The sequence below is a fragment of the Clavibacter michiganensis genome (assembly GCF_016907085.1).
Lineage (GTDB): Bacteria > Actinomycetota > Actinomycetes > Actinomycetales > Microbacteriaceae > Clavibacter > Clavibacter michiganensis_O.
The window spans coordinates 2,126,019-2,145,867 of the sequence record NZ_JAFBBJ010000001.1; the positions used below are offsets into that span (position 1 = coordinate 2,126,019).

Annotated in this window: 19 protein-coding genes and 1 tRNA gene; 7 read left to right on the forward strand and 13 right to left on the reverse strand. The window is 69.1% G+C overall.

The features are described from left to right. Positions 1-54 precede the first annotated feature (54 nt). Together JOE38_RS09900 and ald are read right to left on the reverse strand one after the other, a co-directional pair. The gene (locus JOE38_RS09900; protein WP_204576121.1) at positions 55-750 is read right to left on the reverse strand and encodes a DUF4190 domain-containing protein; all 696 of its coding nucleotides are present in this window, start codon (positions 748-750) and stop codon (positions 55-57) included. A 90-nt stretch (positions 751-840) separates the two neighbouring features. Then, positions 841-1,959 carry an alanine dehydrogenase gene (ald, locus tag JOE38_RS09905; protein ID WP_204577173.1) on the reverse strand — a complete coding sequence of 373 codons (1,119 nt, stop codon included), beginning with the start codon at positions 1,957-1,959 and terminating at the stop codon, positions 841-843. 165 nt (positions 1,960-2,124) lie between these two features. Between ald and JOE38_RS09910 the strand changes: the two genes are divergently transcribed. Beyond that, positions 2,125-2,619, forward strand: a complete 495-nt coding sequence (locus JOE38_RS09910) for an Lrp/AsnC family transcriptional regulator (protein ID WP_204576123.1) — start codon at positions 2,125-2,127, stop codon at positions 2,617-2,619. Between the two features lie 47 nt (positions 2,620-2,666). Here JOE38_RS09910 and JOE38_RS09915 read toward each other — a convergent pair whose 3' ends face one another. The 3 genes from JOE38_RS09915 to JOE38_RS15925 all read right to left on the reverse strand — a co-directional run bounded on the left by JOE38_RS09915 (position 2,667) and on the right by JOE38_RS15925 (position 4,255). Further along, the gene (locus JOE38_RS09915) at positions 2,667-3,191 is read right to left on the reverse strand and encodes a hypothetical protein (protein WP_204576125.1); all 525 of its coding nucleotides are present in this window, start codon (positions 3,189-3,191) and stop codon (positions 2,667-2,669) included. Positions 3,192-3,199: 8 nt separating this feature from the next. Further along, complete coding sequence (locus tag JOE38_RS09920; protein ID WP_204576127.1) at positions 3,200-3,682, reverse strand: hypothetical protein; 483 nt, start codon at positions 3,680-3,682, stop codon at positions 3,200-3,202. Positions 3,683-3,841: 159 nt separating this feature from the next. Beyond that, positions 3,842-4,255 carry a winged helix-turn-helix transcriptional regulator gene (locus tag JOE38_RS15925; protein ID WP_204576129.1) on the reverse strand — a complete coding sequence of 138 codons (414 nt, stop codon included), beginning with the start codon at positions 4,253-4,255 and terminating at the stop codon, positions 3,842-3,844. A 78-nt stretch (positions 4,256-4,333) separates the two neighbouring features. Between JOE38_RS15925 and JOE38_RS09930 the strand changes: the two genes are divergently transcribed. Next, positions 4,334-5,140 (forward strand): NAD-dependent epimerase/dehydratase family protein, encoded by an 807-nt coding sequence (locus JOE38_RS09930; protein ID WP_204576131.1) that lies wholly within the window; start codon positions 4,334-4,336, stop codon positions 5,138-5,140. 14 nt (positions 5,141-5,154) lie between these two features. Here the strand turns inward: JOE38_RS09930 and JOE38_RS09935 are convergent, their stop codons facing one another. After that, entirely contained in the window at positions 5,155-5,583 is a 429-nt protein-coding gene (locus tag JOE38_RS09935; protein ID WP_104293174.1) for a MarR family winged helix-turn-helix transcriptional regulator, read from the reverse strand. A 102-nt stretch (positions 5,584-5,685) separates the two neighbouring features. Between JOE38_RS09935 and JOE38_RS09940 the strand changes: the two genes are divergently transcribed. Beyond that, positions 5,686-6,606 (forward strand): alpha/beta hydrolase, encoded by a 921-nt coding sequence (locus JOE38_RS09940; RefSeq protein WP_204576133.1) that lies wholly within the window; start codon positions 5,686-5,688, stop codon positions 6,604-6,606. A 25-nt stretch (positions 6,607-6,631) separates the two neighbouring features. Here the strand turns inward: JOE38_RS09940 and dcd are convergent, their stop codons facing one another. Beyond that, positions 6,632-7,237: a dCTP deaminase gene (gene dcd, locus JOE38_RS09945; RefSeq protein WP_015491456.1), complete on the reverse strand. Its 606-nt coding sequence runs from the start codon at positions 7,235-7,237 to the stop codon at positions 6,632-6,634. Positions 7,238-7,318: 81 nt separating this feature from the next. On the opposite strand from dcd, the gene JOE38_RS09950 reads away from it, so the two are divergent. After that, positions 7,319-7,392 (forward strand) — tRNA-Gly (locus JOE38_RS09950). A gap of 134 nt (positions 7,393-7,526) precedes the next feature. Here the strand turns inward: JOE38_RS09950 and JOE38_RS09955 are convergent. Then, on the reverse strand, positions 7,527-10,991 hold the full coding sequence (locus JOE38_RS09955; protein ID WP_204576136.1) for a KAP family P-loop NTPase fold protein: 3,465 nt from the start codon (positions 10,989-10,991) through the stop codon (positions 7,527-7,529). A 514-nt stretch (positions 10,992-11,505) separates the two neighbouring features. Here JOE38_RS09955 and JOE38_RS09960 point away from each other — a divergent pair. Beyond that, on the forward strand, positions 11,506-12,906 hold the full coding sequence (locus JOE38_RS09960) for a GntP family permease (protein ID WP_204576138.1): 1,401 nt from the start codon (positions 11,506-11,508) through the stop codon (positions 12,904-12,906). Here JOE38_RS09960 and JOE38_RS09965 read toward each other — a convergent pair. The 5 genes from JOE38_RS09965 to JOE38_RS09985 all read right to left on the reverse strand — a co-directional run bounded on the left by JOE38_RS09965 (position 12,903) and on the right by JOE38_RS09985 (position 17,842). Further along, entirely contained in the window at positions 12,903-13,478 is a 576-nt protein-coding gene (locus tag JOE38_RS09965) for a pyridoxamine 5'-phosphate oxidase family protein (protein ID WP_204576140.1), read from the reverse strand. The genes JOE38_RS09960 and JOE38_RS09965 overlap by 4 nt on opposite strands. A 58-nt stretch (positions 13,479-13,536) precedes the next feature. Next, complete coding sequence (locus JOE38_RS09970; RefSeq protein ID WP_204576142.1) at positions 13,537-14,346, reverse strand: Fpg/Nei family DNA glycosylase; 810 nt, start codon at positions 14,344-14,346, stop codon at positions 13,537-13,539. 33 nt (positions 14,347-14,379) lie between these two features. Next, positions 14,380-15,468 (reverse strand): hypothetical protein, encoded by a 1,089-nt coding sequence (locus JOE38_RS09975; RefSeq protein WP_204576144.1) that lies wholly within the window; start codon positions 15,466-15,468, stop codon positions 14,380-14,382. Between the two features lie 94 nt (positions 15,469-15,562). Further along, entirely contained in the window at positions 15,563-16,642 is a 1,080-nt protein-coding gene (locus JOE38_RS09980; RefSeq protein ID WP_204576146.1) for a hypothetical protein, read from the reverse strand. A 72-nt stretch (positions 16,643-16,714) separates the two neighbouring features. After that, positions 16,715-17,842 carry a hypothetical protein gene (locus tag JOE38_RS09985; RefSeq protein WP_204576148.1) on the reverse strand — a complete coding sequence of 376 codons (1,128 nt, stop codon included), beginning with the start codon at positions 17,840-17,842 and terminating at the stop codon, positions 16,715-16,717. Positions 17,843-18,023: 181 nt separating this feature from the next. Here JOE38_RS09985 and JOE38_RS09990 point away from each other — a divergent pair, with 181 nt between their 5' ends. Next, positions 18,024-18,770: an SDR family oxidoreductase gene (locus tag JOE38_RS09990; protein ID WP_204576150.1), complete on the forward strand. Its 747-nt coding sequence runs from the start codon at positions 18,024-18,026 to the stop codon at positions 18,768-18,770. Positions 18,771-18,828: 58 nt separating this feature from the next. Beyond that, positions 18,829-19,842, forward strand: a complete 1,014-nt coding sequence (locus JOE38_RS09995; RefSeq protein WP_204576151.1) for a Gfo/Idh/MocA family protein — start codon at positions 18,829-18,831, stop codon at positions 19,840-19,842. The last annotated feature ends 7 nt before the right edge of the window (positions 19,843-19,849 follow it).

The following is a 19,849-nucleotide window of genomic DNA, read 5'->3' on the forward strand; positions in this document are numbered from 1 at the left end:
GGCGCGCCGCGGCCCGCGAGTCGGCGGAGCGGATGGCGGGGCCCGCCGCGCGGATCAGTCCGCGATGTCCCGCAGGTCCTCCGCGGTGGCGCTGCAGGTGACCGTGGCGCCGTCGCCCTCGGCCCGCTGCTCGGTGACGATGTGGTCGCCGACGAGGATCCGGCAGGTGATGTCGGGATCCGAGCCCGCCGTCGCGTCGACGCCCGCGACCGCGCTGATGGAGAACGCCGCCAGGTCGAACGCGGAGGTGTCCGGCACGACGACCTCCCGCGTGAACGGGAGCGGCTGGTCGGAGGCCTGCTCGGACCCCGCGGTGCCGCCGACGGAGGTCGTCCAGAGCACGCCCGCGGTGACCGTGCCGCCCGTCCCCTCCACCTGGTACGTGATGCGCGGCTCGTCGGCCGCCTCCGCCGACGACCGCTCCTCGGACTCGCGCACCGCGCCCGTGATGGCCGTGACGATGCCCGCCGTGTAGACGATCGCGAGCACGATCGAGAGGATCAGCGCGACCACGCTCACGACCAGGCCGCCGAGCGCCATGCCCTTGGGCCGGTCCTTGAGGACGAGGCCGATGATCCCGAGCACGATGCCGACCGCCGCGAGGAAGCCGGAGACGTAGTTGAGGATCGGGATGACCGAGCCGATGAGCGACAGCACGCCCACGATGAGCGCGGCGAGGCCGACGCCGTTGAACGTCTTGCGCTCGCGGGGCGCGCTGGTGTCGGGTTCGGGCGCGTAGCTGAAGGTCATGCATCGACCCTGCCAGGGATGCGGGCGGATCCGGCCGTCACGGGGTCACGATCCCGCGACGGCCGGGCCCAGCGACGGCCGGGGCGCGCGTCAGGCGGCGAGCACGTCCGCGACCGGCGTCAGCGGCATGTCGAGCGCCGCCGCGACGTGCGAGTTCGTGACGTGCCCGTCGTGCACGTTGAGGCCGAGGGCGAGCGCGGGATCCTCCGCGAGGGCCCGCTTCCAGCCCTTCTCGGCGAGCGCGATCACGTACGGCAGCGTCGCGTTCGTGAGCGCGCGCGTCGAGGTCTCCGGCACAGCGCCCGGCATGTTGGCGACGCAGTAGTAGACGCTGTCGTGCACGTCGAAGGTGGGGGCGTCGTGCGTGGTGGGGCGGGATCCCTCGAAGCAGCCGCCCTGGTCGATGGCGATGTCGACGAGCACGGATCCCTTCTTCATGGTCGCGACCATCGCGTCGGTGACGAGCTTGGGCGCCTGCGCGCCGGGGATGAGGACGGAGCCGATGACGAGGTCGGCGTCCTTCAGCTGCGCGGCGATCTCGTACGCGGACGAGACGCGCGTCTGCACCTGCCCGCCGAAGCGGATCTCGAGCTCGCGGAGGCGCGGGATGGAGAGGTCGATGATCGTGACGTCGGCGCCCATGCCGAGCGCGTTCGCCGCCGCGTGCTCGCCCGCGACGCCGCCGCCGATCACGACGACGCGCGCCTTCGGGGTGCCGGGCACGCCGCCGAGGAGGATCCCGCGCCCGCCGGCCGCGCGCATCAGGTGGTAAGCGCCGACCTGCGTCGAGAGCCGGCCGGCGACCTCGCTCATCGGCTGGAGCAGCGGCAGCTGGCGGTTCGGGAGCTGCACCGTCTCGTAGGCGATGGCCGTGGTGCCGGAGGCGACGAGCGCGTCCGTGCAGGGCCGCGACGCCGCAAGGTGCAGGTAGGTGAAGAGGGTCTGGCCGGGGCGCATGCGCGGGTACTCCTCGAGAATCGGCTCCTTGACCTTGAGCAGCAGATCCGCAGCGCCCCACACCTCGTCGGCCGTGGCGACGATGGTCGCGCCCGCCTCGACGTAGTCGGCGTCGGTGATGCTCGAGCCGAGCCCCGCGCCCTCCTGCACGAGCACCTCGTGGCCGCGGCGCACGAGCTCGTGGACGCCCGCGGGCGTGGCGGCGACCCGGTTCTCGTTGTTCTTGATCTCGGTGGGGATCCCGACCTTCATGCGTGCTCCGTCTCGTCTCCCCGCGAGGTGCGGCCGGCGGCGGCGATGCGGGAGGGCGAGACTCATGGTGGCCATCGTGCGTTTCAGACGCATGAACTCCGTAGGATCTTCCGCGACAGCCGCTTGATCTGCACGATCCTGCGCCCGCTAGCCGAGGAGTACCGGATGCCGACGAAGGATGTGCGGACGCCCGAGCCGCTGGACGCGATCGACCGGAAGCTCGTCGCGCTCCTCCGGGCCGACGCGCGCACCCCGAACAGCCGCCTCGCCGAGCAGGCGGGCATCGCGCCGTCGACGTGCGTGACCCGGGTGCGCGGCCTCGTGGAGCGCGGCGTGATCACGGGATTCACCGCCACGATCGACGCGGATGCGGTGGGCGTGGGGCTGCAGGCGCTCATCAGCATCGCGATCCGCGCGGGCGCCCGCCACGAGATGGCCGCCTTCGCGTCCGAGATGCGCGAGCTCGCCGACGTGGTGCAGCTCTTCTTCCTGGGCGGATCCGAGGACTTCATCGTCCACATCGCCGTCCGCGACAGCGACCACCTCCGCGACTTCGTCCTCCAGCACCTCTCGGCGCACCCGGCCGTCGCGTCGACCCGCACGAGCGTGGTGTTCGACCACCACTACTCGGGGCCGGCGGTGGCGGATCCGGGCGACTAGCCGGCATCGGATCTCGAACGCAAGCCCGTGCCTTAAATCCGGTCCAGTCACTGCACTGCCGCGGCGAACCTCTCTCGGAAACGCTTTTGCTGCCCACTGCCAGGAAAGGGAATGAACTCCTCGTGAAGCAAAGGAAGACTTGCAGCGCGAAGAGGTGACGCAAGCAGTTTGAAGACGTTCTGCTTGATGAGGATGATGCCGTCCGGTTGTAGCCCTTTCGCCCGCCGGATGACATCCGCGATGTTGTCCGCTAGCTGGGCCTTGCGCTCAACCGCTCCGTAGTAGTTGACAGGCACCGGAGCGAGGTCGATCAGGAACACGCCATCGTCCTTGAGGCGCTGCAACCAGGGGCGCTTGGCATCAGGTCCAGACTTGAGCGACTCCGGTGCATAGAGAGATCGCACTGTCTCGCGAAACAGGTTGTCGTGACCGGTGAGCCGCGTGTCATAGAAGAACCGACGTCCTGCGACGTCACCTCCGTCGTCGGGCGCGCTCTCTGCGATGAGTAGCAGTCGTACGCGATCCGGCTGCCAGCTGGCTCGGCGCTCTGAGTACCAGACGTCTTCTTCCATGCCTGTTCCTAGAGCTTTCCGCCGCGGCTCAGCATGACTTTGCCCCCGGCGAGAACGATGGCAGACACGAGGCCGATGCCGGCGAGGGTCGTGATCGACTTCCGTGTCTCACCAGCCTGCGCCGCGTCGTGCGCTCGGCTCTCCTTCCGATCCTCCGCCTCAATGTGACCGGTCTCGATCAGCTTGTCGATGAGCAACCGCGCGTGCTCTTCTGACACGTCGCCGTCAGCGAGCTGGGTCTTGATCGCGTCTCGAATGTCAGACATTGACTCTTTGAGTCGCTCGCCGCGGTGGTCCTCGTTGGACAGCGTCTCCTTGAAGGTTCGTTCGGCCGCGTTGATCGCATCGAGAGCAAACTTCTGAAATCCAGGGATCTGCTCGATGAGCTTCAGGCGCACTTCCTGCGCCATGTCGGGCATGGTCGCCGCGAAAGCCAGCATCTTCTCCTTGGACAGCTCGCGGAAGGAGTTGATGCCGAGCACCTTCTTCACAGCATCTTCGCTATCAAGGCTCACTTGTCGCTCCGTTCGTTGGCACTACCCCTGAACTTGAAGCTACTGCAGACCACCGCGAGAACCGGAGACTTCTGACGACCTCGCAAGTGAGGCACCAATAGTCCGCGCGCTCAACTCTTGTGGCCGACTCGCCGCTCAGCGGATCGCGTGTCCCGGGTGCTCCGCGTCGTAGCGCTCGCGCGACTCCGCGATGCCCGCGCGCTCCGCGAGCGCCCAGTCGCCGAGGGCCTTCACGAGGTGCGTGAGCCGGCTGCCGGACGGGGTGAGCGCGTACGAGACCTGCGCGGGCACCGTCGGGAAGACCGTGCGGAGGAGGAGGCCGTCACGCTCGAGCCGCCGGAGGGTGAGCGTGAGCATGCGCTGCGAGATCCCGTCGATGGCGCGCTGCAGCTCGCGGAAGCGCCGCTCCCCCGACGCCAGCTCGACGACGACCATCACCGACCACGTGTCGCCGACGCGGTCGAGCACGTCGCGGATCCCGCAGTCGGGGTGGTCCTCGCGACCGCAGGGTTCGAGCTCGGCGGTCACGGTGGTGTGCGTGAGTGACACGGAAGTGTCTCCTTGTGAGGGATCAGGGGTCGCAGCACGCTCGGAGACATCACCGACACGACCACGAGAGGTGGATCCATGATCCTCGTCACCGGCGCCACAGGCCAGCTCGGCTCCGCCATCCTCCAGCACCTCCGCGCGACGGGGTCCGACGCGATCGGCAGCAGCCGCTCCGGCGCCGACGGGATGCGGCGGATCGACCTCGACGACCCGGCGACGATCTCCTTCGTCGGCGTCGACACCCTGGTGCTCGTCTCGGCGGGCGAGGCCGAGGACGACGTGGTCACCGCGCGGCACGACGCCGCGATCACGGCGGCCGAGCGCGACGGCGTGGGGCACGTCGTCTACACGAGCGTCGCGACGGGAGGGGATCACCTCGCCTTCGCGCTCGCGCACCGCTGGACCGAGCGACGGCTGGCCCGGAGCGGCGTGCCGTCGACCGTGCTGCGCAACGGCCTGTACGCGGAGCTGTTCGGGGCGCTGCTGACCTGGCGCGGATCCCGGCTGGAGTCGGCGTTCGGGGATGGCGCCCTCGCGGCGGTCGCGCGTGGTGATCTCGCGGAGGCGGCGGCGGTCGTCGCGCGTGCGCCGCGGGATCACGCCGGGCGGCGGTACGACCTGGTGGGTCCGGCGATCACCGCCGCCGAGGTGGCCGAGCGCGTGGGCGCGCCGCTCGACCGGATCGACCTCGCCGCTCGACGCGCGTCCTACGCGGACGCGGGGATGAAGCCGTTCCAGCCTGCGATGCTGATGTCGATCCACACCGCGGTGCGGCATGGGTTCCTCGCGGGTTCGAGCGGCGATCTCGTGATGCTCCTCGGCCGGGCACCGGCGGACGGGGTGCAGGTCGCGGCCGAGGTGGCGACCGCCCTCCGCCCTGCGTGAGGGGAGCCGCGGGGTCAGCCCGCCGGCTGCCCGTCGTCGAGCAGCTGGCGGAGGATCCGGTGCAGCTCGGCCTGGTCGCGGGCGTCGATGCGCGTCATCATCGCGCGGAACTCGGAGGCGAGCGCCGCCAGCGCCTTCGCGAGGACCGCGCGACCCTCGTCCGTGGTCTCGAGGCGGTGGCGACGGAGGTCCGTCTCGTCGATCTCGCGGCGCACCAGCCCGGCGGCGACGAGGTTACGGAGGTAGATGGTGACGCTCGCCTTCGGGAGCATCAGCTTCTGCGCGAGCTCCGCCGGGTAGCGGCAGGCGTCGACCTCGTCGAGCACGAAGAACTCCTTCGTCTCGAGGCCGAGCTCCTCCAGCTGCGGGGCAGCGGCGTTGAGGATCCGCGTGAGCAGCCGCTGGTTGAGCTTCCACAGCTCCGCGCTCTCGGTCGACGGCATGACCCTCCTCGGGCAAGTGATACGGTCTTGTACTAGTTCCATATGGAACTAGTCGTGTCGAACGACCCGTTCGACATCATTCGATCGTATCCGGAGGGCACCATGCCCCAGCCCGTCACCATCGCCCGCGGACCCATCGACCTGGCGGGAGCGCTCCACCTGCCCGCTGGCTTCGACCCGTCCGTCGCGCATCCCGCCGTCGTGCTCAGCACGCCCGGCAGCAGCGTCAAGGAGCAGATCGGCGCCGAGTACGCGTCGCGCCTGGCCGCCGCCGGCTTCGTGGCGCTCGCCTTCGACCCCGGCCACCAGGGCGAGAGCGGCGGCGAGCCGCGCGACCTCGAGGATCCGTACCGCCGCGGCGAGGACATCTCCTCCGCCATCGACGCCCTCCAGGCGATGCCCGGCGTCGACCCGCAGCGGATCGGCGCGCTCGGCATCTGCGCCGGCGGCGGGTACGCGGTGCACACGGCGCGGACGGATCACCGCATCCGCGCCCTCGGCACCGTCGTCGCGAGCGACATCGGCGCCGCCTGGCGGAGCGCCGCGTTCGCTCCCGAGGGACCGGCGGCAGCGCTCGACGCGCTCGCCGCCGAGCGCACGGCGGAGATGGCGGCCGGGCCTATGGAGCGCGTGGCGTGGATCCCCGACACGGTCGAGGCCGCGGAGGCCGCCGGGATCACCGACCTCGACACGCTCCAGGCGGTGCGCTTCTACCGCACGCCCCGCGGCGGCCACGCCCGCTCGACCAACCGGCGCCTGCGCCGCAGCGACTCCCTGCTCACCGGCTACGAGGCCTTCCACCTGGTGGAGGAGCTGCTGACGCAGCCACTGCTCGTGATCGTCGCCGGCCGCCCCGGCAGCACGGGACAGCTGGAGGCCGGGATCGAGCTGCAGCGTCGCGCGCCAGCCGCCGAGGACTTGGTGGTCATCGAAGGCGCCGGGCACTACGAGATGTACGACGAGCCGCGATACGTGGACGAGGCCGCGGGCCACCTCGTGCCGTTCTTCCGCGCGCGGCTCTGACCCGCGCCCGCGGGAGCCGGCCGGGCTACTCCCCCGGCTGCCCCGCGTCCGTGACCGTCACGTCGGTGTGCACGAAGTTGAGGTAGGAGCGGGAGGCGGTGGGGCCGCGCTGGCCCTGGTAGCGGGAGGCGTACTCGCCGGATCCGTAGGGCTTCTCGGCGGGCGACGACAGGCGGAAGAAGCAGAGCTGGCCGATCTTCATCCCGGGCCAGAGCTTGATGGGCAGCGTCGCGACGTTCGACAGCTCGAGCGTGACGTGGCCGGAGAACCCGGGGTCGATGAAGCCGGCGGTGGAGTGCGTGAGGAGGCCGAGGCGGCCGAGCGAGCTCTTGCCCTCGAGGCGCGCGGCGACGTCGTCGGGCAGCGTGACCAGCTCGAACGTCGACCCCAGGACGAACTCGCCCGGGTGCAGGATGAACGGCTCCCCCGGCTTCGACTCGATGAGGCGCGTGAGCTCGGGCTGGTCCTCGGCGGGGTCGATGTAGGGGTACTTGTGGTTGTCGAACAGCCGGAAGAAGCGGTCGATGCGCACGTCGATGCTCGCGGGCTGCAGCATCCCGGGGTCGTACGGATCGAGGGCCACTCGTCCGGCGTCGAGCTCGGCGGTGATGTCACGGTCGGAGAGGAGCACGGCAGGAGCCTACCGGCGCGGGGTGGCGCCCGGCCGGACTCTTGCTAGGCTGTGGTCTCGACCCGGCTCCTGGCCGGTCGCGCGAGTGTAGTTCAATGGTAGAACTTCAGCTTCCCAAGCTGATAGCGCGGGTTCGATTCCCGTCACTCGCTCCATGTGAATGATTGAACCGATCGACAGCCCTACCAATCAAATGGTGGCGAATAGGGTCACAATCAGCGACGAACACTCACTGGCCGGAGTCTATGCTAACACGCCGTACACGCTTGCCTTTTAATTAAAGGGCAATCTACTTCTTCCTGAACAACCCCTTCTTTCTGCGGCTTAGCACGCCCAGCCTTACGAGTTTTTCGCTCTGAGTCGCGGTGAGGGCTTTCGGTTGCTTCGTGTGTACCTCGTCGAACCGATCACGTAGGGCGAGTTTGTATCCACGAGGAATTTCGCTAACAACGACGACAAGTTGAGCCGCCAAAACCGCATTCGACTGCATGCCAGTTTTCAGTAGTTCCATAGCGATCCCCACCATCGGCTCAACGCCCGGGCCCGGTGCGCCAAAGGGAACCGTAAGGAGGCGTCGTACCGCCGCGGCCCGATCGTCTACACGCGGTGCAAATAAAATGCGATCACGGAGATGTGCAGTCGCGACATCCCCGACTGAACTACGCGCATATGCTCGAAGGTGGTCTGTCGACCAGCCCAACGACTCCGCCTCAACCCACAGCAGGCCAGCTTCAGGGTCACTCGCGTGACTTGCATAAACTCGCATGGGCCGCAAGCTGACACGCCCTCGCCGCATGAGTGCAAGAACATCGTTTACAGCGGGCCTTGCCCCCAACCAATCAGCAACAAGTTCCGCCGCGGCACTTTCCGCGAAGTTCGAGACGTCCTCATAGGTACGAGCGGTACGACGACCCGCCCTCATGACGGCGGCAAACTCTAGTCGCGCAACGAGGGAGCTCTCGCTCAACGGCTGAAGCTCGAACGCGTCGGCAAGATGCCGGGCTGCGCCCAAAGACGAAGCGTCTAGTTGTCTTTGAAGCACCTCAAGGCCACTGGCCGAGAACGACCCAGCATGTGCTTCCTGCCAAAGGTCATCGGAAAGAAGCTTGTCAACCCTGCCAGCGCCCAGGACTGGCTCAAGCGCTCGCACGGCGCCGTATACGTCGTCAACTCTGCCCACTCCCCCTGCTCGGGCCCAGTTTTCCTGTCCGAGAAGCGCTTGCGCACCTTCCAACAATTCATTTATTTCTTCGGTCCCAGTGAGTAAAGATGCAATGATCTCAATGGCGCCTGATAGAGCAGATGTTCTCTCTCCCGCCTCGTCAAGGCGAAGGGCATCTAGCAGACGAACCAGGACTTCGTATAGTCCCGAAGTATCGCCAGAGGTTATATGAGCAACCCAGAAAGGAAGGTCCACACTGTCGGCTTGTTTGGCAGCCGCGAGAGCAATGGCGCTTCGCGTTACGCCTTCGTGCGCGCTCTCAATATGTTCTCGCACAACGCCTAGTACAATCGATCGCAAAGCGACGTCCGAAGTCGCTAGGGCAAAAGTCATTACCTTCAGCATGACGGCTGGCATCAATTCGCGATCTGCGGACGCCTCAACAAGCCTTGTAAGCCGCATCTCAGCAGCCGTAAAATCCATGCGCGCGGCAAGAATACGTGTGGCAGCGACTTCAGTGCCGCTTTCCTCCATACGTTCGAGCACGGCGGGCATGCAGGCATTCAGGACAGGCTCTAAGATTCGCTCATCAGCTTCGCGAACAATGTCATCGAGCAAGGCCTCATTACCCTCGTACATCGCATCCTGGACAAACCCCGCCAGCGCTTCGATGTCATGCGAACTCATTACTGCACCCCAGCGACACGCAGCGAGTAACGTCCCTGTATCTGTGCTGTGTCCAGCAACAAGATTTATCAGACTCTCGCTTTCCGCTGCCGCCAGGATGCGGACCGCACCGGGACTGGCCGCATGACGAAGATCGCGCTTCTTCTCAGCTGAAATTAGAGGCGCAACGAATCGTCGCGCTGGGGAACGAAGTTCTTCGTCGGGCACACCCTCTGACAATCGACTTGCTGCCTCCAGAACATTTCCGCGACCAGGCCCGACGGCGTTTTCTGCCATGCCAAGAAGTACCTCTATGCCGAGCAACCGGTCAGACGACGACGCGCTTGCGAACGACGCCAGGGTTGTTGTAACGGACTCTTCTTCCGCCATATCGACAGCCCGTGCCACGGCGTCGTTGTCAAACCGTTGTGAACCGCCGGGCTGCTGCAAGTAAAAAAGGTCCGGGCTAGGATCAATGACGTCTGTCACCGTGACTCGTTCAAGGTAACGTACGAGTTGCCGATGAAGCGAAGAAACGGCCGCCGCTTTTGCGCTAAGGGACTCCTTGTCGTGAACGTCCAAAATTAAATCACTAGGCCCCGCGCCGGTTTCAAAAGCATGGGCAGCACGTTTCGCATCCTCAGAAGCCGTGTCTTCGTTCCGAAGGGCTTGCAGTAGTGAAGGATGCTGAAGCAGACTACGCGCCACATCAGGAAATTCGATCTCCAACGTCGACAGCTGTGCGATCTCCAGTACCCTTTTGAGCCAATCGATACCGCGCGCTTCGGCAACTCGACAGCTCGTTGCAAATCCATTCAACAGGGCTTTAACTCGGCGCGGACTTCGAACATGAGCTGGGATCAGGACATAGACCACCGCCTCGAGTAGATCATTAGAACCATGTTCGCGAATTTGATTCCACAATCCGCCCTTATTGGCCACGAGGTCCCTTGCGAACCCAGTTAGCGCTCGCTCACGGAGCGGGGGTAGCGAAAACTGATACTGAAAAATCTTCTCAAGGAAGGCCCCGGAGGTGCTGTAGTACGGCTCCGCTGCGCGTGTCGGAGTGACTTGGCGCAACCCATCATCTAAGGCTGCTTCGAGAACTAACCGGTCCGCGGCAACAACAAATGCGGCATCTGGCTCATCTAGGAATGTCTTCAGGCTAATGAGAGTCGAAACAACGTCGTTAGGAGCACAGCGGTCAAGTTCATCCACAAAGAAAACCAACCTTTGCGCGCCGAACTTCTTTTTTGCTTCTTTGATTAGTTCCCGAAAGGTTTCTGCAAATTGCTCATCTGAGCTCGGGGCACTCGATTCAACGGTAAGATTGGCGCCATCTACAATTTTGAGGGACGTCATGAGGGTCAGCACAACGGTCCCAAGAGTGAGCAGCGATTTGGGTAGGTTGTTCCAGAAGTCGTCAAAAAACTGATCTTTTGCAATACTTGCCAGAGATATCACGGCTGCCCATCCAGTGGCGACTGCAACGCTGAACAAGAATATGAGCACTAAGGAGCGCCAGTGCCGCAGTAGAAAAGCTATCCAATCCAGGCGAACTTCGCGACGCGTCTCGTAAAGACCTTGCATAAATTTCTTATTGCTCTCGAGTGAAAGAGATCGCGCGGCGGAACTAATGAAGTTGCGCTTAAGCGAGTCTCCCCCATACTTCCATGCGTCGTAACGCACAAGTTTGACGGTGTCGTCCGCTTTGAGTCGTTCGCTCATCAAGCGGTAGATACTAGACTTCCCTGATCCCCAAGGTCCGTATAACGCGACGTTGAGCGGCGTCTGGCCGGCTCCGAGCACTTCGACTATGCGCCCCGCGATGGCATCGTGCTCGAACTCATCTCCCTCGACAGTGGCAACAGCGCTGTCATCAATAAGATCATCGGGCCGCAAAAAAGCCTCTATAGGGGAAGACATAGTGCTCCTTAATATCACCGCTTTTCGTCTGAGCCGGTAGCCCCCATCTGGGGGCTATTCAATCGCTGGTCGTCACTGCGCGACTTTTCCGGCGCGTCGATAATCCCATGCCCGTCACCCGCGCCTTGTCATCGTGGATGAACGGATGTCATCTGGGGTCAACTTGCAGCGCAGGAGTGGGCCGTGCCTACCGCACCGGCCGATCGAACCCTCCTCGATCAAGGCAGCAGCAATGATCTGACCTACTACCAGGCAATATTGCCGTCCTACTTTGTGCAGATCGCTGTAGGCGCGGAGGGCCCCGACAGGGGGCCGCCGCGGCAAGTGGGCCGAAGGCCCTGTTCGATTGCAGCGCTTACCTCGTACTGCATCCACGCCTATGCCGGGTGTTGTGTGGACGTACCGCGAGCGGTACACCGCCGCTTTTCCACGCAGGCGACGGCGCCCCACCTTCACAGCTGGCCACCGCCCCCGCAACGCGATACACGGACCCGCCCCAGCCGAACGGAGACCCATGACCATCGAAGACTGGACGCAGACCCTCACCGCGGGGCCGCTCCTCCTGATCGCCGCGGGCGCCATCGCCGTGCTGCTGCTCCTGATCATCACACTGCGTATCCACGCGTTCGTCGCGCTGATCCTCGTCAGCCTCGCGACCGCGTTCGCCACCGGGATCCCGACGTCGCAGATCGTCACCGTGCTCGTCGGCAGCTTCGGCTCCACGCTCGGCACCGTCGCGCTGCTCGTGGGGCTCGGCGCGATGCTCGGCCGCCTGGTCGAGACCAGCGGCGGCGCGAAGACGCTGGCCGACACGCTGATCCGGATCTTCGGCGAGAAGCGCGCCCCGTTCGCGCTCGGGGTCGCGTCGCTGATCTTCGGCTTCCCGATCTTCTTCGACGCCGGGCTCGTCGTGATGCTGCCCATCGTCTTCTCGGTCGCGCGTCGCCTCGGCGGCGGCGTGCTCCGCTACGGCCTCCCCGCGGCCGGCGCCTTCTCGGTCATGCACATCTTCGTGCCGCCGCACCCCGGGCCCGTCGCGGCGAGCGAATTCTTCGGCGCGAACGTCGGCATCGTCATCATCGTCGGCCTCGTCGCCGCGATCCCCACCTGGTATGTCACCGCGTACCTCTACGGCCTGTGGGTCGGCAAGAAGTTCGTGCTGCCGATCCCCTCGCTCATGGGCGAGGCGGACGCGCACGCCGAGTCGAACCCCCCGAAGTTCGGCACCGTCCTCGCCGTGCTGCTGCTCCCGCTGCTCCTCATCTTCCTGAACACCGGCCTCAACGCGGCGTCCACCGGCGGGATCCTGCCCGAGGGCACGAGCGACCAGGCCTGGTACCAGATCCTCCGCACCATCGGCGAGACGCCCGTCGCGCTCCTCATCGCGCTGCTGTTCGCGGCGTTCGTGCTCGGGCGCCGCCGCGGGATCGACAAGACCGCGCTCGAGAAGACGCTCGAGTCGGCGCTCGGCCCGGTGTGCTCGGTGATCCTCATCACCGGCGCCGGCGGCATGTTCGGCGGCGTCCTCCGCACCAGCGGCATCGGCGACGCCCTCGCCGACGTGCTCGGCGACCTCGGCATCCCGATCATCTTGGCCGGGTTCCTCATCGCGGCCATCCTCCGCATCGCGCAGGGGTCCGCGACCGTTGCGCTCACGACCGCCGCGGGCCTCGTCTCCCCGGCGATCCTCGCGGGCGACTACAACGCGTTCCAGGTCGCGGCGCTCGTCGTGGCGGTGGCCGGCGGATCCGTGGTCGCGAGCCACGTGAACGACTCCGGCTTCTGGCTCGTCGGCCGCTTCTTCGAGATGGACGTGAAGACGACCCTGAAGACCTGGACCGTGATGGAGACCACCATCGGCGTGATGGGCTTCGCGATCGCGACGGCGGTGTTCGGGGTGGCGTCGCTGGTCTAGGCGCGACCCTCGCCCGCGGCCCCGCGGCGCGTCCACGTCTCGCCGACTCGGTCGTACAGGATGCGCGCGTGCCGCCGGTCGGGCGAGCCCTGCCAGAACTCCACGTGCACGGGACGGATGCGCCACAGCGCCCAGTCGCCCGGCTCCACGTCGGCGCGGGCGGCCGCGGAGCGCGCGGCGAGATCGGCCGCGCTCTCCTCCGCGGTGGCCTCCACGACGGACCCGCGCACCCGCACCGCCCGCACGATGGGCTGCCACCAGAAGGCGAGCGCCGCGGCCGGGGCCGCCGCGAGCTGCGCGCCCTTGGCCGAGGAGCGCGTGCTGGCGAAGGCCCAGCCGCGGGGCGAGACGTCCTTGAGGATCAGGGTGCGCGCGTCGGGCAGGCCGTCGGCGTCGACCGTCGCGAGCGTCGCGGCGTGCGGCTCGGGCACGCCCGCGTCGGCGGCGGCGGTGACCCAGTCGCGGAAGAGATCGTCGGGGTCCTCGGGCAGGGCGTCGAGGTCGAGCTGGGGGGCGGATCCGGTGAGCGAGGGCTGGGCGCGGAGCCAGCGGGCGAAGTCGTCGGAGGTCATGGATCCATCTTCGCGAGACGGCGCCCGCAGCGAAACGGGTTGCGCAGAGCGGGTTCCCTCAGGTCGGATCCGGCGCCGGCTGGCACCTCGGGCACCACCACGCCCGCCGCCCGCGCTCGCTCGTGCCGCCCGGATCGTCGAGGCCGAGCACCGTCGTCCCGCAGCGCAGGCACGGTCGGCCCGCGCGGCCGACCACCCAGTGCGTGCGGCCGCGGCGGGGATCGCCCGTCGTGATCTGGTACGCGGCCGGCACCGTCGCCGAGTGCCGCAGCGAGCGGGCGGCGAGGTCGACCAGCGGCGGGAGGTCCACGTCGCGGACCCGGGTCGCCGGGTGCACGCCGCGCAGGAAGCCGACCTCGTTGACCCACAGGTTGCCGAGGCCCGCCATCGGGCGCTGGTCGAGGAGGGCCGCGCGGATCGCGTCGTCGGGGCGGGTTGCGAGGCGGGACACGGCGAGCGCCGGATCCCAGTCGTCGCGCAGCGGGTCCGGCCCGAGGTGGCCGATGGCCGCGCGCTCGTCGCGGGTGGGGATCAGCTCGACCACCGGCAGGTCGACGCCCCAGAGCGTGCGGCCGTCGTCGAGACGGAGGCGCACGCGCACCTGGTGCTGGATCCGCTGCGGCACGCGCTTGCCCGGACCGGTGACCGTCCACGAGCCCTGCATGCGGAGGTGCGTGTGGAGGGTGGAGGCGTCGTCGAGCCGCATGAGCAGGTGCTTGCCGTGCGTGTCGAAGCCGGTGATGCGCCGCCCGCCGAGCCGCGCACCCGCCCGCGCGCCGGACCGCAGCTCCCCGTCGGCGATGAGCGCGCCGCCGACCTGCGCGCGGAGGCGTGCCGCGAGGACGAAGACGGAGTCACCCTCGGGCATGGGTCGACGGTAGCGGGGGCCGCCGACAGGGGGTCAGGCGACGGCGTCCGGCCCGAACGACCGGGCCAGGTCGCGGGTCTCTGCCGCGTACCGCCGGGTGCCGCGGACCTGCCGCACCATGGCCGGCGTCATCACCAGGACGAACACCGCGAACACCCCGAGCAGGATCATCAGCCACGTCTCGAGATCGCCGCCGACCAGCACGGGGACGAACATCGCCATGACGATGCAGAGGGTCTGCACGAGGAGGAACGGCTGCAGGACGAACGACACCGCTGCCAGCCGAGCCGCGCGCCACTCGAGCTCGGGCTCGAGGGGCTCGTCCCGCCCCTGTGAGCGTCGGGCGACCACGCGCTGTTCCGCCCGGGGGAGGTCGCTGATCACAGACCCGGTGCTGAGCAGGGCCGGCATGGTCACGATCAGGCAGGTGATGCCCGCGGCCAGGAACGAGAGGGACCAGATCATCGTCCCCGTCTGCAGCAGCGCGTCGTCGCCGTCGCGGGGGAAGAGCACCCCGACGAGGATCGAGCCGGCCAGCACGACGACGAAGGCTGCCACGATCAGGCGGCGCTTGCGGCGGATGTCGCGCGGCGTCCAGTCGAGGTCGGGGGTGAGCGCCTCGCCGAGATCGCGGCTGCCCGCGGCGGCCCGGGCGGCGCGGGCGAGACGCGCACGGCGACCGAGGATCCCACTGGTCGCGACCGCTCCGACGGCGCCGAGCAGGAACCCGAGGCCCACGAGGAACGGCACGCCCGCGATCGCGGAGGCGACGGCGTGCACGGCCGCGGTGAGCGCGGTGACGGCCAGCCACCCGGCCAAGCGCACGGGGCGGGCCGGACGTGCATCGCGGAGCAGGTCGTCGGCGGGGCGCTGGGTCTCGATCAGGCCGATCATCGGCGCGAAGCCGAGGACCACGAGTCCTGAGATGATCTGCGGCAGGACGGCCGCCGCATCCCGATCGGAGTGGACGGCAGCCGACCACAGGCCGACGCCGTAGAGCACGGCCATCCCCGCCCCGAGCGCCGCGAGGAGCACGCCGAGGAGCACGCGACCACGGAGCCCGCCCTCGTCGCCGGTCGTCGACGCGGTGGCGGCGGTCGAGTCCGTGCCGGGGATGCTCATCTGCTCACCGTAGGCGCGTGAGGCGGCGCGGTCTGGCCCCGGTCCGGGGCGGCTTCCGGACACGGGACCCGGAGCATCGTGCGCGAGGACCGCGTCAAGACGCGGTGACGCCGTCCGCATCCGCGCCGACCCGCGCGAGCTCCCGCGTCGACGCGGCGTAGCGGCCGCGACGGCGGACGTCCATGACGGCGTACGGGATGAACGCGACGAAGAGGACGGCTAGGACGATCGCGATGACGAGGAGCGGACCGTCGGCGTCGAGCCGGACGAAGGTCATCACCGCCGCGACGGCGATGAGCGATGACGTCGTGAGCTGGAACCGCTGGGTGATCACGGAGACCGCGGCCAGGCGAGCGGCCCGTCGCTCCAGGCGCGGGGCGAGCGGATCGCCCTTGCCCGAGGTCCGGCGGCCGACGGCCTTGCGCTCGGCCGGGCTGAGGTCGCGCACGATGGGCGCCGCCGCCGCCTGCGCGGGGTAGGACACCACGGCGCACGTCAGCGCCGACGCCGTGAAGGCCAGCTGGAGGACGATCGGCCAGACCTCCGCGAGGCCCTCGTCGAGCTCGTCGGCGAACGCGACGGCGACGGCGGCCGCCGCGAGGCCCGCGAGCAAGCCGACCACCACGATCCTGCGCACCTTGCGGCGGACCACCGCGGGCGTCCAGTCGAGGTCGGGCGTCGGACCGGCGCCGCTCGCCCCCGCCTCGGCCTCGCTCGTCTCGGACCGGAGGCGCGTGCGGTGCCCCAGCAGCCAGCTGGTCGCGGACATGCCGACGAGCCCGAGGAGGAAGCCGATGGTGATCCACGCAGACAGACCAGCGATCACGCCCGCGACCGTCGCGACGATCGCGAGCGCACCGGTGATCCCGCTCACGACCAGGAGCGCGACGGGCCGCCGCCCCTCCGTCGCGGGACCCACGGCCCGATGCACCTCGACCTGGCCGACGGAGAGCGCGAGGCTCAGGGCTACGAGGCCCACGGTCGTCTGCACGGCCAGCGCGACGAACAACGGGTCATCGACGTCGGCCTGGATCGCGCTCCAGAACCCGGCACCGAGCAGCACGGCCGTTCCCGCGGTCAAGAGCGCGAGGAGGGCGGCGAGCCAGCGGCGTCGCCCGACCGGACGTCCCGTCGTCGCGCGGGGTGGTGCTGCATCCGTTCCACGTGTGCTCACTCCCCGACGCTATCGGCCGGGATCCGGATCGCCGCCTCCCCAGGACAGGGCGCACGTCACGCGGGCCGGACGTCAGCCGAGCGGATCGCCCGTCGGTGCCGGCCAGCGCTCGGCCTCCACGGCACCTGGCCGTCGCGAGGCGGCGAGCGCGATCACGGCCTCGTCGCCGGAGTACCGCATCAGCAGCGCGTAGATCGAGCCGAGGTACCCCGCTGCGACCACGACGACGAACGCCAGCCCGATGGCGACGGCGGTGAGGGCCAACACCGCGTCGGGCGGCACGACGCGCGATGCGCCCAGCGCGAGAAGGGCAGCGCCCGCGAGGATCAGCACGATGCCGACGGAGCTGAAGGGCTCGCCGATGCGGCACGCACGTGCGAGACGCGCGGCGCGCCACTCGTGATCGGGTTCCAGGGGCGAGCCCGTGCCGCGGATCCGGAGGAGGACCCGCTTCTGATCCGGCCGGTCGAGGTCGAGGACGAGCGGCCGCAGGATCCGGCTGGCCGGGAACACGACCACCATGCTCGCGACCCCCGCCACGACGGCAGCCGCTCCGACGCTGATCAGCGCGCCGGTCACGGGCAGGTCCGTGTCGCCGCCGGCAGCAGAGGTCGACTGCACCGCAGCGCCCACCACGATGACGAGCACGCCCAGCCCGGCGACCCCGAGGACGCGCGCGAGGATCGCGCGCCGGTCCCAGGGGATGTCCGCGGGGAACGGCTGCCCGTCCCGCAGACCGTCGCGGAGCTCCCGGGCGCCGCCGCCGGCACGCAGGCCGAGGATCCAGCTGGCCGCGCCGACCCCCACGGTCCCGGCGAGCGCCCCCGCGATGTGCGCCACGGGCAGGCCGACGACGGCGGAGACGATCGCGGACACGACAGCCAGGAGGGCGGCGAGCCCCGCCACCAGCGCCGGCGTCTCGAGGCCCAGGATGGTGGCATCCGGCGTCACACCCAGGGCGCGGCGGATCGCGTCGCCCCGCGTCGGCAGCCCGATCAGGGCCGCCAGGAGCACCGACGCCGCCGCGGACACGACCCACGACCGCACGCCGTCCGCGCCGACGGCACCGGAGACGACGGCGATGAGCCCCTGCGCGACGAGCGCGAGGGTGCCGAGCAGCAGGATCACGAACGCGGCCACCACCACGGGGGTCCCGGGCCTCGCGCTCGTGGAGGACGAGGGGACGCGGGGTGGATGCATGGGCCGACGGTAGCGGTCGGGGACCCTCCGGCGAGCGGACTCCCCGAAGGCGGCGTGAACTGCACCTGGACGCTCCGCGACCATCGGCGCGTGCCCCGTTCCGGTCACCCGCGAGGGAGCACACTCGACGCACCCGATCCCCGCGTCACGTCCCGAGCAGCAGGAGCACAGGAGCCCACCCATGAAGATCACCGGCCGCACCGTCCTCATCACCGGCAGCACCTCGGGCATCGGCCGCGGGCTCGCCGAGCGGTTCCACGCCGCGGGCAACCGCGTCGTCATCGCGGGCCGCCGCCGCGAGCTGCTCGACGAGATCACCGCGCAGCACGACGGCATGGCCTCGGTCGTGCTCGACGTCGCCGACCCCGCCTCCATCACGGCCGCGCGCGACGAGCTCGCCGCGAGCCACCCGGACCTCGACGTCGTGATCACGATGGCCGGCATCATGCGGGCCGAGGACCTCCGCGATCCCGCGCACCAGGCCACCGCCGAGGCCATCGTCACGACGAACCTGCTCGGCACGATCCGCACCGTCGACGCGTTCCTGCCCGGCCTCCTCGCGAGCGACGAGGCCACGCTCATGACCGTCTCGTCCGGCCTCGCGTTCGTCCCGCTGCCGGCCACGCCCACCTACTCCGCCACCAAGGCCGCCGTGCACTCGTACACGCAGAGCCTCCGCGCGCAGCTCGACGGCACGTCCGTCGAGGTGGTCGAGCTGGTGCCGCCCAAGGTGCAGACCGCGCTCATGCCCGGCCAGCAGGACGCGGGCGACGCGATGCCGCTCGAGGACTTCCTCGACGAGGTCATGGGGATCCTCCAGGCGCGCCCGGAGGACGAGGAGATCCTCGTGCAGGACGTGCACGGCCTCCGCTTCGCCGAGCGCGACAGCCGTCACGACGAGATGCTCGCGCTGCTCAGCGGGCGCTGACCCGCCGGGTCGCCTGCTGACCCGGTCGGGTGCGCACCCGCCCGCCTAGGCTCGATCCATGTCGACGACGATGCCGCCCGCTCCCGCCCGCACCGCCGACGGAGACGACGCCCGCCCCATCCGCTTCGGCGTGATCGGCGCCGCCGGCATCGCGACCTCCGTCGTCCCCGACATGCTGCTCGTGCCCGGCATCGAGGTCGTCGCCGTGCACTCCCGCTCCCGCGCGAGCTCCGCGGCGCTGGCCGAAGCGCACGGCATCGCGCGGATCCACGACACCCTCGACGCGCTCCTCGCCGACCCCGAGGTGGACGCCGTCTACGTCGCCACCCCGCACACCCTCCACCGGTCGCAGGCCGAGGCCGCCCTCCGCGCCGGGAAGCACGTGGTCGGCGAGAAGCCCGCCACCACCACGGCCGCCGACACCCGCGCGCTCGTCGAGCTCGCCCGCGCGGAGGGCCTGCTGTTCCTCGAGGCGCTCTGGATGGCCTTCTCCCCCGGCTACCTCGCCGTGCGCCAGGCGATCGCGGACGGCCGCATCGGGGATCCGCGCGCCATCTCCGTGGCCTTCGGCTTCGTCACCGACGGGACGGGCCGCCTCTGGGACCCGGAGGTCGGCGGCGGCACGCTGCTCGACATGGGCGTCTACCCGCTCGCCTTCGCGCACGGCCTGTTCGGCACGCCCTCGTCCGTCTCCGCGGTCGGCACCGTGATCGACGGCGGCGTCGACACCGAGGTCGCGATCCTGCTCGGCTGGCCCGACGGCCGCCACGCAACCCTCGCCTGCTCGCTCGTCGCGGCGCTCCCCACCGGCGCGACCGTCAGCGGCACGGCCGGCCGCATCGAGGTGGATCCGCTCTTCCTCGCCTCCCGCGCGCTCACGGTCGTGCCCGCCGACGGGGATCCCGAGCGGCAGGAGCACGCGATCGAGGGCCGCGGCTACGTGCCCATGTTCCGGGCGGCCCGCGACGCGATCCGCGCGGGCGCCGTCGAGTGCGCGGAGATGCCGCACGCGGAGTCCGTCGCCCTCGCCGAGCTGATGGACGGGATCCTCGCGGACATCGGCGCGCGCTGACGGACGG